The 14,037-nt window shown below is 54.6% G+C and carries 8 protein-coding genes; 1 reads left to right on the top strand and 7 read right to left on the bottom strand.

Annotation, left to right across the window (positions count from 1 at the left end):
* Positions 1–47 precede the first annotated feature (47 nt).
* The gene (locus H7849_RS25290) at positions 48–2,255 is read left to right on the top strand and encodes an alpha-galactosidase (protein ID WP_186743215.1); all 2,208 of its coding nucleotides are present in this window, start codon (positions 48–50) and stop codon (positions 2,253–2,255) included.
* On the opposite strand, the gene H7849_RS25285 is transcribed toward H7849_RS25290, so the two are convergent.
* The 7 genes from H7849_RS25285 to H7849_RS25255 all read right to left on the bottom strand — a co-directional run bounded on the left by H7849_RS25285 (position 2,224) and on the right by H7849_RS25255 (position 13,850).
* Positions 2,224–3,657 carry an APC family permease gene (locus H7849_RS25285; protein WP_186743214.1) on the bottom strand — a complete coding sequence of 478 codons (1,434 nt, stop codon included), beginning with the start codon at positions 3,655–3,657 and terminating at the stop codon, positions 2,224–2,226. The two genes, H7849_RS25290 and H7849_RS25285, sit on opposite strands and share 32 nt — an antisense overlap.
* Positions 3,658–3,700: 43 nt before the next feature.
* Complete coding sequence (locus tag H7849_RS25280) at positions 3,701–5,305, bottom strand: phytoene desaturase family protein (RefSeq protein WP_186743213.1); 1,605 nt, start codon at positions 5,303–5,305, stop codon at positions 3,701–3,703.
* A gap of 27 nt (positions 5,306–5,332) precedes the next feature.
* Positions 5,333–5,881 carry an RNA 2',3'-cyclic phosphodiesterase gene (gene thpR / locus H7849_RS25275; RefSeq protein WP_186743212.1) on the bottom strand — a complete coding sequence of 183 codons (549 nt, stop codon included), beginning with the start codon at positions 5,879–5,881 and terminating at the stop codon, positions 5,333–5,335.
* A gap of 79 nt (positions 5,882–5,960) precedes the next feature.
* Positions 5,961–8,648 carry a glycosyl hydrolase 2 galactose-binding domain-containing protein gene (locus H7849_RS25270; RefSeq protein ID WP_186743211.1) on the bottom strand — a complete coding sequence of 896 codons (2,688 nt, stop codon included), beginning with the start codon at positions 8,646–8,648 and terminating at the stop codon, positions 5,961–5,963.
* Between the two features lie 213 nt (positions 8,649–8,861).
* Positions 8,862–9,941, bottom strand: coding sequence for a LacI family DNA-binding transcriptional regulator (locus H7849_RS25265; protein ID WP_186743210.1), 1,080 nt, complete (start codon positions 9,939–9,941; stop codon positions 8,862–8,864).
* Positions 9,942–10,037: 96 nt separating this feature from the next.
* Positions 10,038–12,371, bottom strand: a complete 2,334-nt coding sequence (locus H7849_RS25260; RefSeq protein ID WP_186743209.1) for a glycoside hydrolase family 2 TIM barrel-domain containing protein — start codon at positions 12,369–12,371, stop codon at positions 10,038–10,040.
* Positions 12,372–12,530: 159 nt separating this feature from the next.
* On the bottom strand, positions 12,531–13,850 hold the full coding sequence (locus tag H7849_RS25255; protein WP_186743208.1) for a glycosyltransferase family 87 protein: 1,320 nt from the start codon (positions 13,848–13,850) through the stop codon (positions 12,531–12,533).
* Positions 13,851–14,037 lie beyond the last annotated feature (187 nt).

Genomic DNA, 14,037 nt, shown 5'->3' with positions numbered 1-14,037 from the left:
TTCTTTCGAGTTTCCCGATAAGTTTTAGTTTTGGGGGGTCGCGCTACATGTTCTACAGAAAGTTGTTTGTGCTTCTTGGACTGCTTGCTTCTATGTACACGTATACATTTGCGCAGAGCATTCAATTCGATCAGCAATCTCGCGTTTTTCGGATCGATAGCGTTGGTGTGACGTACGCGTTCGGAGTGAATGAGGAAAATGAGCTCCAAACTCTCTATTGGGGAGGCCGGCTCGGATCCAATGATCATCTCGGACCGGCACAGGCAAATCAAGGCCATGCATCCTTCGACCTGCCTTCTGGAAGTACCCGGCAGGAGTTCGAGGGCTGGGGGGCAGGCTTGTTTTATGAGCCCACGCTTAAGATCACCTTTCCGGATGGCAACCGCGACCTGGTGCTTCACTACATTGACCACCACATCGAAGGAAACACGCTCAATGTGCACCTCAAAGATATTTCGCGGGATGTGCTGGTTGATTTGAAATACCAGATCGATCCTGAAACCGGAATTCTAGGCCGCTCGGCAGTCATCACGAACAAGACGAAAGAGCCGCTGCTCATCGAGCAGGCAGCCGCTGCGACGTGGTCTCTGCCGCAAAGCACCGACTACTGGCTCTACTATCTGACTGGCCGATGGGCGGGGGAGATGAACGTGCAGCATGAGGCGATACGTCCCGGCACACGGCTGATCGAAAGCCGTCGCGGGTCAACCGGACATCAGAACAATCCGTGGTTTGCGATTGAACGCGGCAACAGCGGCGATCAGGACACAGGAGATGTCTGGTTTGGTGCGCTCGGATGGAGCGGCTCGTGGCGGATCACCGTCGAGCAGGACAGCCTGCGCCAAATCCGCATCACGGGCGGCTACAATCCCTTTGACTTCGGCTACCAGCTCGCGCCGAACGAACAACTCGAAACACCGGTCTTTTATGGCGGCTACTCTCATAACGGCATCGGCGGAGCGTCGCGCCTGCTGCATCGGTTCGAAATCAGCAAGGTTCTCCCGCAGGCTCCGAAGCCCCGGCCACGGCCCGTTCTCTATAACTCGTGGGAAGCTACGGAATTCAACGTAACCGAGCAAGGCCAGGAAGAGCTCGCGGAGAAAGCAGCAAAGATCGGCGTTGAGCGCTTCGTCATGGACGACGGCTGGTTCGGCCAGCGCAAAGACGACCATGCGGGGCTCGGAGACTGGTATGTGAACAAGGAAAAATTTCCGGTCGGCCTCAAGCCGCTCATCGATAAAGTGCATTCGCTCGGCATGGATTTTGGACTCTGGGTTGAGCCAGAGATGGTCAATCCCGACAGCGACCTGTATCGCAAACATCCCGACTGGGTTCTGAATTTCGATGGACGACCGCGCACTGAGGGCCGCAATCAGCTTGTACTGAATCTGGCGCGGCAAGATGTGCGCGATTATGTCTATGGCTTCCTGGACAAGTTGCTCAGCGAGAATGACATCGCTTTTCTCAAGTGGGATTACAACCGCAACTGGTCTGAACCAGGATGGCCTGCCGTCGCACCGGACGAACAGAAAAAGGTCTATGTGAAGTTCATCGAAAACCTGTATTCGATCCTGAAGAAGCTTCGCGAGAAGCATCCCAAGGTTGAGATCGAATCGTGCTCAGGCGGCGGAGGCCGCGTCGATCTCGGCATCCTTCGCTACACGGATGAAGTGTGGCCCTCTGACAACACCGACCCGTTTGACCGCCTCTCCATTCAAGATGGATTCACCTACGCCTACACGCCGGGCGTGATGATGGCCTGGGTCACGGAGTCGCCAGGCGGGGCGAATCACAGTCCGCGGTCGATTGAATACCGCTTCCTCTCGTCGATGCAGGGCTCGCTTGGCATCGGCTCAAACCTGAATCACTGGAGCGACGCGGATTTCGCTTCCGCGCGGCATTTGGTATCTGAATACAAGGAGATTCGCGAAACCGTGCAGCATGGTGCACTTTATCGCCTGATCTCACCCGCAAATGGCAGTGAGCAGTCCGCGACAGAATCAGTAGCAGCTGACGGCAGTCAGGCAGTCGTCTTCGGCTTCCTGCACTCGAGTCAGTTTGGATACCCCTATCCGCGGCTCTTGTTACGCGGATTGAACAAGGATGCGCAGTACAAGCTGCACTGGATCACGGAGAAACCCGGCGGCAAGCGTCCTGAAACAGCCAGTGGCGCCTACTGGATGGGCCACGGTGTCGATCTCGACCTGGATGGTGATTTTCAGGCTACTGCTTTTCGACTGGATAAAGAGCGGTAGCGCGTCGAAGCCGCCGATTGGAGGCGTAATAAATGGCAACACCAGCGCTGACCAGGAAGATTGTAGAACCGATCACCTTCATCACAGCGAGGGGTTTGTTCGGTTCTTCGTCTGGTGGAATCACGGAGAGCACGATCGTCAGCAGTGTTGTCAACAAGCCGAGTGAAGCGAGCACAATTGCAACCGGCTTTCCGCCGGGAATAAGGATCGTTCCCGCCGGAGCGGGCTCGCGCTGCAGCCGGATCATAGAAGCAAAAAGAAACGCGAACGGAATGAAGTAGGTGATGATCGACATGCTCACCAGCACGTCATATGCGCTGCGCACCGTCGTTCCCGCCTGGCTGAGCAACGCGCATAGCATTCCCACAAGCCCATACGCTCCAATGGCAATCCACGGAGTACACCAGCGCGGGTGCACGCGTCCAAAAACCGGCGGCAGATAGCGATCGATACCGGCAACAAAAGGCAGTCTTGATGTCGAAGACAGATAGGCTGTCGCACTGCCAATACTGTTGAAGACCACGAGCAGAGCAACAGGAGTGATGAGCCATCCCAGACTCAACTTCGTGCACATCAGGGAAATCGCGCTCACGAATCCACCCACTCCAGTGATAGCGGAACTTGGCAGCGCAATCAGCATGGCAATCGTTCCGGCCACGTAGCACAGCACGATCAAAGCGCCAGCAATGACAATTGAGCGTGGAATCGTCCGACGTGGATCCTTGATCTCTTCACCCATAAACGAGCCGGTTTCAACCCCGCCGAAGGCAAAAAAGATTGTCGACCAGAAGATGGCATTTTTCAGATCGGCGTGTGGAATGAGCTGTGCCCCGGCGAAACTCGTTGCTGAACCATATCGGCTGGCAAAGATGGCGCCGAGCCCCAGCAAAACAACCACGGGGATCCATGTGCCAATGGTGCTGCAGTTGTTCAGCCACTTAACCCGCCTTAGCCCGAAAATATTCAGCAGCGTGATGAGTGCAAGCCATGACAGCGCGAACAGCATGTAATACTTTGGCTCATTGGTCAGGTGCTCGCCACGCTTGCCCAGCGCAAACAATGCACTGCCCGCGCCGAAATAAAGCACGGCGGGAAAGTACGGCAGATTGCTCATCCAGTACGTCCACGCCGCTATGAAGCCGGAGAAATCGCCGAAGGCGCGCTGCGTCCAGACGTACAGACCGCCTTCTTCCGGATAGCGTGAAGACAGTTCAAGCACGCACGCCGCAAGCGGCACGAAGAAGCAAAGACAGGCGAAAATCCAGACGACAATCGTGCTCGGGCCAGCAGCCGCGGCAGTGGCGATCCAGCGAAGGCTCAACCCTCCTGCAACGTAAAAGAGGACGAGATCGAAGAGGCCTAGTTCGCGCTTGAGCGCACATGGGGTCGGTGTTTCCGGCATGCTTTCGCCGCAGCATACCTGCAGAAACGTGCAAAGACCAGAACTATTTCTGCGCCATGTCTTTCAGCACCGCCATCGCAGCATTGCGCCCGTTGATTCCGATCACGCTGCCACCAGGATGCGTGCACGCTCCGCAGAGATAGACGCCCGGCATCGGCGTCCGCGCGCTGAGACGGTTCGACCACATATACTGCGGCAGGCATTCACCCTGAAAGATATGCCCGCCAGTTAGTCCGACTTTTTCTTCGATATCCGGAGGCCCCAGCACCTGCGCGTCGATCACCGCCGTATCCATGTTGCTGCAGAATCGTCCAATGGAGTCCAGGGCCGCCTTTCGCACTTCAGCACGGCGGTCGTCCCACGTGCCTTCCTTGAAAGTGTATGGCACATACTGCGCAAAGACGCTCATCGTGTGCTGCCCGTGGGGAACAACGCTGGCGTCATGCGCGCTCTGGAAGTAGAGCTCACACCAGAGATGTTCAGGCAACTGTCCGCCACGCGCCGCAGCGTAGCCATGTTTCCACTCGGCCTTGGTAAGCGGTGCGTTGATCTGGCCCAGATGATGTGGCTCCATCGTTCCGGGGCGTGAAGTGAAGTTCGGCAGCTCCCACAACAGCACATTCAGCTTCACCGTGCAGCCTTCAATAGGAACCGATTCGACCTTGGCCTTCCACGCGGCATCACTGGAACCATCCAACATGCGCAGCGTCCGGCGAGGATCGGCATTGGAAATCACAATCGGCGCATTGATCCGCTCGCCGCCGTCAAGCAGCACACCCTCTCCAGGAAGAATGCGCGCGACTGGAACTCCGGCTGCAACCACTGCTCCCGCCTCGCGCGCGGCATCGCAAAAGTAGAACGAGACCATTCCCATTCCGCCCTTCACGTATCCCCACATGCCCGGCATACCCCCGAGTCTTCCTGAAGAGTGATGAAAGCGAATCGAAGCTGTGCCGGGGTCGAACGGACTGGCGTTCGTGCCGATCACACCTTGCCCTAAGTACGCGACCTGCAACCGCTCGTCGTGCAGATAATGCTGGACAAGTTCCGCCATCGACCACTCGAAAAGCAGCTTGATCGCTTCATCATCGTTTCCCAGCCGATCTTCAATCTGCTCGCGCGTCGGCGCATCGCCAATCCATGTATCGCCGTCACCCGCTGGACGCAATGCGTCGCGCAACCGTCGGATGGCGTCGCTCATGGCCCGCCAACCTTCGACGTCACTGCTGCTGAAACGTCGGATCTCATCCTCGCACTGTGCATCATCATCCCAGAGCTGAATGCTGGTGCCGTCGAGAAAGGGTACAAAGAGGCCATTCACCGCGGGCGTCCATGTAAAGCCACGTTGCGGCAGTTGTAGTTCCTCGACTACGAGCGGGTGCAGCAGTCCCGCCAGATACGCGCACGGCGACATGCGCACTCCGGGGAATGGCTCTTCAATCGTGCAGGCGCCACCGATGCGCTCGCGGCTTTCCAGCACAAGAACGCGCTTACCTGCGCGTGCGAGATACGCTGCGCATGCGAGGCCGTTGTGTCCGGCGCCTACAATGATGGAATCCCACTGACGTTGAGCCAGTTCCCTGAGGGGCGCAGGTAGCCCAATCTTTCCAAGAGAATTTGCTGTAGGTGAGAAATGATTGCTGGTCATTGAATAGTCTGCGGTATGAAATGCAGCTTACATCAGTGGAAAGCGTTCGCGCACTTCGTATCTTGACCCGCTTGGATCAGTGAAGCTCTGATAAAGAAGAAACTCCTTCGCCTGAATAGAGGGCAGCCTCATCGGAGGAAGTTTCTGAACGCTCTTCTTCAACTGCTCGAAGTCATGTGAGAAACCGCGTCCCTTTCTGCGCGCCAGCGTGATATGTGGAGAATAAGGGCGGAGCTCCGGTTCAAAACCGCATGTTGCAAGCGCAGCCTCTGCCTGATCATGCAACTCAATCAGCGACGCCGCTGTCAGCACTGAAACATGAAAGATACCTGCGCGCTCAAAGAATCCCGGCTGGTCGATCTGGATACTCACCGGATGCGCACGAAGTCCTCGCAACTGCTCGACAACACAGGCGTAACGGGCTTCTTCTGTTTGGCCGAGGAATTGCACAGTCACATGCCATTGCTTCGGCTCAGACCAACGTAACTTTGGAAATGTATTTCGAAGAGCGCTTAGCCATGATTCGAGCCCTTCCTGCACTTCACTCGTCAACGCAATGCCCACAAAGAGACGCACGATGATACTTTACCCGCAAGAAATGGTCGGCGAGAAGCAGCTTCCGCCCCATGAAAAACCTGTAAGACACCAACTTTCTTTATCTAGCCGAAATTCCGGCGGTCGCTACTGTTTTTGCAGTCGAAAGATGCAGCCTTAGATCGGGAATATTCCATCCTGATACGACGATGGTCGCGTTTTCCAGTGCATGCGAGGGGAGTTTTGCGGTCAAGACGCGGGATTCGCCCGGCATGAGTTCTACGTAGTCATCAGACCACACGACAGGCACAATGTCCTCATCATGAACATCGCGCGCAGCTACCGCTACCTGAAATGCCAGGACCTTCGAATCATTATGTAACCGTATCTGTAGCGTTTTTCCATCTTCTGCATTTGTTAGTCGGGCCTCGACCTTGGCCTTCGGGAGAGATATCAACTCCGTCATATCCTCATGTTGAATCGCCGGAGTGTGCGTGTAGTCCGTCTTGCTCCAATCGAATGTCGTCAAACTTGATGGCACCCAATAGAAGTTTCGGCTGAGAATCTCTCCCACATCATTTTTCAATGCGAGATCAACAAAAAACACCTTAGAAGATCCGGTGAATACATCATCAGGGATTGAGATTGCTTTCTGCACGGCATCCGCGTCAATCGTAATGTCAGACTCCTTGCTGAAAAGCTCCTTGAGATTGAAATCGTAGACTTTGGCCGTTACCGAAAGACGTGGTGATTGCTGATAGGTGCCGTTGACTACGACAATGCTGTGATCATCATAGGAATACTGCACGTGCAGCGGCTCGCATGCCTTCTTCGTGCCGTAATACCCTCCGCCTGCGTCCAGATAATAGTCATACAAATGCCAGATATTCGAAGGCCACGCGTTGTTGAGCATCCACTGAATCACGCCAGTCGATGTGTATTTGTTTCGCGAATATGCCTCGAACATGGCACGTTCGCCGTTGTAAGTCATGGCCTGCGCCACACGAACATAGGCGTTCAAATCATCCGGCGGGTTGTAGGTCGCCTTCATCGCGTCATCGAAGACGGTAAGCGTCTTGAATTTCCCCCCGCCATTGTGGAGCGACCATGAAGCACTCGTCGCAGGCCACATCTGATCCTCAGGTATGAATTTACGCAGGCTGCTGATGTTCGGGATTGCCGGCCCGGGGCTCGTCTCCGTATTGAAGCCGTACCCGCCGCCATGCTTGTCCGTGTCTACGTACCAATACGACGGAGCTACATAGTCGTATGGCCCGCTCATCTTTACTCCGCTTCTTCCGCTCACCGTCGTTGGTCTAGCGGACGCCGATGACAGAATTGGATTCGGCCAATGCATCCGCGCCTCAACGTCGAGATACATCTGCTCGACATCAGCCGGTGGGGGATTGTCGCTCCCGTTCAACCACACCAGCAGGCTCGCATGGTGGCGGATGCGCAGGATCTGTGCTTGCAGCGACGCCTTCGCCACCTCATAGTTTTCTGGTGTCCAATTCTTCCAGTGTTCCCATTGATCGCAGCAGCACCAGCCCAGCATCACGAGAATCCCCTGCTCGTCGGCAAGTTGAAAGAAGTCGTCCGTCTCCAGCTTGCCTTCCAGCCGGATCGTGTTCAGGTGCATGTCGCGTACGAGCATGAATTGCTCTCGCAACCGCTTTGGATCTTCTCGCAGCAGCATGTCCTGCGACCAGCCAGCTCCGCGAATCAGAATCGGCTTGCCGTTCACGCGAAAGAGCCGATAGCCCTTGTCGGTAAGCTCAGATGTAATTTCACGAATCCCAAAACGCACGGATTGCTCGTCGGAGACTTCGCCGCCCGCGGTAAATCTCAGAGTGAGCGCCTCAAGGTACGGTGTCCCCATCTGATATGGCCACCAGACATTCGGATTGTTGAGCTTCAGCTGCGTGTAAGTTTCAGGATCGAAGACGACTGTCTTATCTTCATGCGGAGCAAGATTGACCTGTTGCTCGATGCGAATTCCAGCAACTGTACCGCTTACGATTCCGCTTGCCGGTTTATCGCTTGCATTGTGCAGTTCAGCATATACAGTTAGATTCGCCTGCTTTAGAGAAGCATCCGTGAAATGCGTTACAGCCATGGGTGATCGCAAAACAACCGATCCCCTGGTCACAAGGTCAACTGCGCCCCATATGCCCATGTCTTTATCGGGCGGGCACGGATTCCAATCCACCCAGTTAATGCCGAGGTCTTTCTCAGTAGGCGCAAATGTCTCTACAGCGACAACATTCGGTTTGCCGATAACAACATTGTCAGTAACGTCGAATTCATAGGTGCGATACGCACCTGCAACCTGCGAAGAGTCGGCAATGCGTTTCCCGTTCACCCAGATGTCGGCTCGGTAGTTAATGCCCTTGAAGCGAAGCCATAACGTGCGCCCCTTCTCCAACGCAGGTATGACAAACTCCCTGCGATACCACCAGCCACAGCGATACGGACTATCATCGGGCATCGGCAGATTCGAGAAGTTATTTCCAAGCGGATAGCTTGTTCCCGGAATATCGCGCAGATTCGTACCATGGTACGGGTCTTTGTAAATGCCAGCCGCCACCTGCGCAGCAAGCACCGTGGCCGGCACGGTCGTCTGATTCCATCCCTCAGGATGATAGGTCATCGTTGAAATAGTCTCGCCGGAAGCTTGCACCTTGCACGCCGACTGCAGGCGCCATCCCTCGGCAAGAACCATCGACGGAGAGACAGCGGCGCAGGCGAGGGGAACCATCGTACCTAGCATCAGAACAACAGCACAACTGATCGCCAACCTTTTCAGCATGCCAGCACCTTTCTCCAGCGCATCGTCTACTTAGAAATTTCTAGCAGAATATCGGACACGCTAGCTCGGCTTCGCAACAGGCGAGAGTGTGCCTCGCGACGAAGTCCGCTGACTCCTCACTCAGGTGTTCGAGAATGCCATACGATATTCAAACGTTTTAAATTTGCAGTTTTAACGTATTTCTTGCCATTGTCAAGCGCAGAAATGAAATTCTCAGGAGGTTATACAGGAGCGCGTTGAACCGCGAACAAGAACGGCGGGCGGCAAAAGCTTCAAAACAGGTGCACTCGCATTACGGTCTTCATCCTTGTCAATCGACTTCAAGACCCACTCAGTGCCCATCATGCCCATTTCCTCCATGGGTTGGCAGATGGTGGTAATCGCAGGCGTGCAGAAGGCCGCGGGCGGAACGCCATCAAAGCCAATCACCGAGCAGTCCTCGGGCACGCGCACACCTGCCTGCATCAATGCGCGCAATGATCCTAAAGCCGTCACATCATCGAAGGCCATCAGCGCCGTGAACTTTTGATGCGAGCGGATCAGGTCGGCCGTCAAGTCCACGCCGCCATCAAATCCCGAGTTCGCTTCAAGTATCTCCGGCAATTCCCGGATGAGCTTCGGATCGAGTTCGAGCTCCCGTTCGGCAGCAAACTTCTCGATGCCTCGCCAGCGATTCACGCTGTCATGCAGGCTCGCCGGTCCACGAATAAAAGCGATTTTTCTATGCCCGAGTTCATAGAGATGATCCAGTGCAGCATAGGCTCCGACCGCGTTGTCAACCAGAACAGAGCTGATGTGGCTTGATGTCAGATCGCGCCCGATCACCACAGTCGGAATGCTGTGCTTCTCCATGTCAGCCAGCAGATCGGTTTCCGCGAAGAGCCAGTTCGCCACGACGATCAACCCCTCGACACGCCGGTCGAGCAACATTTCAAGGTAGCCCTCAAACAGTTTTCGCTCGTTGTGCGCATCCATAATGATCGGCAGATATCGGGTCGGATGCAGGGTCTTCTCAATACCACGCAAAATCAGCGTGCAGAAGGGATCGGAGATGTCGAAGATCATTACACCGATCGTGTGACTACGCCTGCTCCGCAGAGAACGCGCGAAAGCGTCCGGCCGATAACCCATCGCCTGTGCAATCTTGCGAATATGCTCCTTCGTCTTCGCGGCTACATAGCGGGAAAGCGGCGCTTCGTTCAGGACAATCGAAACGGTAGATGGCGAGAAACCGCTCTTGCGAGCTACATCGACAATTGTTACCCGGTTACTTGTATGCCTGCGACCAGCCAAAGCGATATGTCCTTAAGAATCGAGGTGCGTGTGAATCCCAAAGCATAGCACCCGCACCGGACTCTTTCAGAACTTCTTCTCCGGTCGCCCACAAAACTAAATCGTTTCGGCAGCCACCGGACGGATCACAATCTCGACAGTCTGGGTTCCCAGCCTGGGATGTTTTGCCGTCAATCGCACGGTGCCCGGCTCTTGCCTGGCGCGAACCCAAACCGCACCCGTGCCACCAATCAGCCCGAACGGATTATCCCCGATCAACTCGGCGGGGCCTTCCAAGGTCAACACGATCGGATCGTTCGCATAAGGACGAATTGCATCGTATTCATCCGTCACGCGCAGAACAACACGCGTCGTATCAGCCCCGTCAGCGCCAAGTTCATGATCGTCAGCAAGGATGGAAAACTTCTGATCGACGCCCAGGCCGGAGAGCGTTTTTGAAATCATCTGTTTGCCCTTCAAATAGCCATCAATGCGAAGATCGCCCCACTTCAGCCAGCTATCATCGCCGTCGATCTTCGTCAGATCGAGGCTGAACGGCGGATATTTGAGATGCTCGAACTGCTCGCGGTCCGGATCCAATTCGGCAATCTGCTTCCAGTCGCCCCCATATCTGACGAAGAATTTCAGGTGGTCGCAGTTCGAGCAGACCATCGCCACCGTAAAGCGCACCGACTCATCACCCATAGCCCAGTGAAATGCCGGCTCCAGCACAATCTCATCTTCCGGATCGCACTGCGATTTGTAGAACCCGGCTGCCGGCTTCGGCTCGCGGAAGATATCAAACAAGCCGTGATAACAGATGCGATCGCCCGATCCAAAATCATAATGCGTGTTGTAATCAAACGCGCACCACCCAATCCCACCCGCATACTGCGGATTCGATGCAAGTTGATTGTGCACGCGCGCATGCCGAATCGTGTGCTCGCGCTGCCGCGAATTTTCGTCGATCGTCTTCGTCGGGAAAGTGTGCCCCACAAACTCCGTATTCAGATACCGGGGATGATTCGGCGGTTTCAGAGGCCAGCCGAAATCGTTCACCGTGAAGACGTCCTCCAGAAACTCCGATCCCTGAAAATTGCGGATTCCGCCTGTTTGCCGCGTTGGATCGAGCTTGTGCGCCATCGCATTCGTCCGAACATAAAAGTCGTGATTATCGCGTGACTCATTGATACGCACGCCCCACAACACAATTGAAGGATGGTTCCAATCGCGCCGAATCATCCGGCTCACGTTGTCGACGGAAATATCCTGCCATGCCTTATCGCCGATGTGCTGCCAGCCTGGAATCTCTTCCAGCACCAACAACCCATATTCGTCGCAAGCATCCAGAAAATGCCGCGATTGCGGATAGTGCGACGTGCGCACGATATTGCAGTGATACTGTTTTCGCAGAATATACGCATCGCGGCGCTGCACGCGCCCGGGCATCGCCTGCCCTACAAACGGAAAAGTCTGGTGGCGATCGAGCCCGCGCAGTTTGATGACTTTGCCATTCAGCTCAAACCCATGATCGGTAAACTGCGCCTCGCGAAATCCGATACGTCGTGAATCTTCGTCGACGAACTGCGAACCACGCAACAGACGTATCTTCACCGTATAGAGCTTTGGATTCTTCAAATCCCACAGCGTAATGCCATTCAGCTTGCCAAACGTAATCGTATGACTCAGGGGTTCAGTCGAAGCCGCTGAAGCCGGAACCTTCTGCGTAGCTTTCGCAACCACGCTGTCGCCATCAAGCAGCGTCGCCTCGATCGTCAGCGCATCGCGGGTTGCTTCAAGCTGTTGCAGGTAGCACAGCACATCGAGCGAAGGGCTTCCACTCATCACATCTTTGGGCTGGGCGAAAATATTCTCAATAAAGGTCGATGGGACGACGCGCAGCGACACTTCGCGATAAATCCCGCCAAACGTCAGATAGTCAATCTGATATCCGAACGGAGGAATGTCCGGCCTCTCGGTCGAATCCACATCGACGGCAAGCACGTTGTAGCCGTCGAAATTCAAATGTGTTGTTAGTTCAAACGAAAACGGCGTGTATCCGCCCTTATACTCTCCAAGCCGCTGCCCGTTAATCCATACCGTCGAAGCCGTCATTACGCCTTCAAAATCGACAAAGACCCTTTTGCCCTTCGCCTCGCCAGGCAGCTGAAATTTCCTGCGATAGAGCGAGATAAACTCATACTCCTTGTCATCGAACCCATGCCAGGGCAACGGTAGGTTCGTGTGCGGCACCACAACGCGATCCAATTTCGAATCGTCGAACGCCGCATCATGACCGCCATCTACGAACTTCGGGCTGTATCGCCATCCGCGATTCATCGCGAGCACCATCCTGCCCTGCCCGCCCTGCTCCTCAGCAAATACATTGCCGCGAACAGCTGCTCCCGCAAGAAGCGCGCCGCTCGTTTTCATGAAATTGCGTCTGTCCATATCTTTTCCTGACAAAATGAAACCGCTTTCAATTCCAACCACAAAAACAATAAATGATAGAAACAGCCTGTGCACGAAAAAGGCAGCCCAAGACCCTAAATCTCTGCTGCCCCCTGAACGGCTGGCTTGCCAAAGGGTTCTCCGCTCTCAGATCCGAATCTAAATGGCTATTTCGCCAATCGCAGGGGTCTGCATTTTCTTTCCAATGCCAGTGAGTCGATAAAAGACCAGCGCGCAGAGAGCGATTAGCTGAGTCAATCCGAGGGACGCAGTCAGAATGTCATGGCGCAGGTGCGCCACCTTCAGCAGCATGGCAAGCCACGCGTAGCTACCGACCGTAATTGAAGCAAACGTCAGAAGACTCAGGTACGGAATAGAGAATCGCGACCGCAGGGCTTCAGACCAAAGAACCGCAAAAGCCACGAATGCGATCGCATAGGCATGTAGCCAAGAAACAGGAGAGAGCAGAGGCGATGCCAATGCAAGGAGAGCTAGAACGACGATCTGGCTCTTCATGGCAAGATTTTGTCCCAGTCTCGCAATCGTGAATATAAGAGCCAGGGTGAGCAACAGCGAGACAGTTTTTCCAGCGAGTACTACCTTCGCGGGAAGAACTGCCGGATCAGGAAAAATCGGTATTCCTCGCAACGCGGCTATCATCAACTGCGTGCTCGATGAGATCGACAGGTTTGGAATCTGCGGGATAGAGCGCGACATGGCTGGGGTTATGCGTCGAAAATACAGGATCAGCGTTGAAGGCGCGTTGATATAGAGCGTCGCTGCCGTAAATGCGGAGAAGGAAGCCAGGAAGGAGATGATCCATTTCCAATTCCTCCAAACGATAAAAGGAATGAGAACGATCGCTGGTGTCAATTTGATTGCAGCTGCCAGCGCAAAGATGATTCCTGACGAAGTGGTATAGCCCTTCGCATATAAAGCAGTCCCCAAAGCCCAAAGGAATAATAGGAAAATTGTTATTTGCCCATATGAAATGCAGTCGACTACCGGGGAGAAGCAAATTACTCCCACCAAGAGGAGTCCTGTCCAGAGACCGACTAAACGCACCCGGATCACTGATGCGAGACATATCGCTGTTGCCAGGAGCAATCCAAGATTGATGACGATCCATATATGCGCCGCAGTTCTGAGGCCAACATAGGTCAGCGGCACCAGCATGTCAGCCAGCAACGGTGGATAGAGGTAATAATCTATGCCAGTTATCCCTTGGGATCGGGCCGCTCTATCGATTGGGGCACCAGGACGAGCAGGCTTCTTTTGCGGGTCTGTTCCATCATCGGCGCCTGTGTACAGTTGCGAGCCAAGTCCCTCATGCACTAGGACGGCGCCTGAAAAATAGACATTAAAGTCTCCCCATTTCATCGCCGGCAGAGGATGTCGCAGACGTGGCGCTACACATGGCAGCAGGGCAATGAGGAGTGCAACACACGTTATGAATGGTGTCGTCCGAATGGTTTTCATGGATATGGCTAAAGACTATCCGAACTAGTCTTGCAAATGCCGTCTCTTATGATCAACGGATTGAAATGATTTAGATGCAGAGTTTTGCGCTCACATTTTCAACACAACGCGACGCAGATTGCTTTCGACTGACTTTTTGAGCACTTCTCATTTGATGATGAGGAACAGCAAACAAGCAAGTCTCTGC

The organism is Alloacidobacterium dinghuense (genome assembly GCF_014274465.1).
GTDB lineage: Bacteria > Acidobacteriota > Terriglobia > Terriglobales > Acidobacteriaceae > Alloacidobacterium > Alloacidobacterium dinghuense.
The sequence above is the reverse complement of the archived record's forward strand: the minus strand, read 5'-3'. Positions and strand labels throughout refer to the sequence as shown.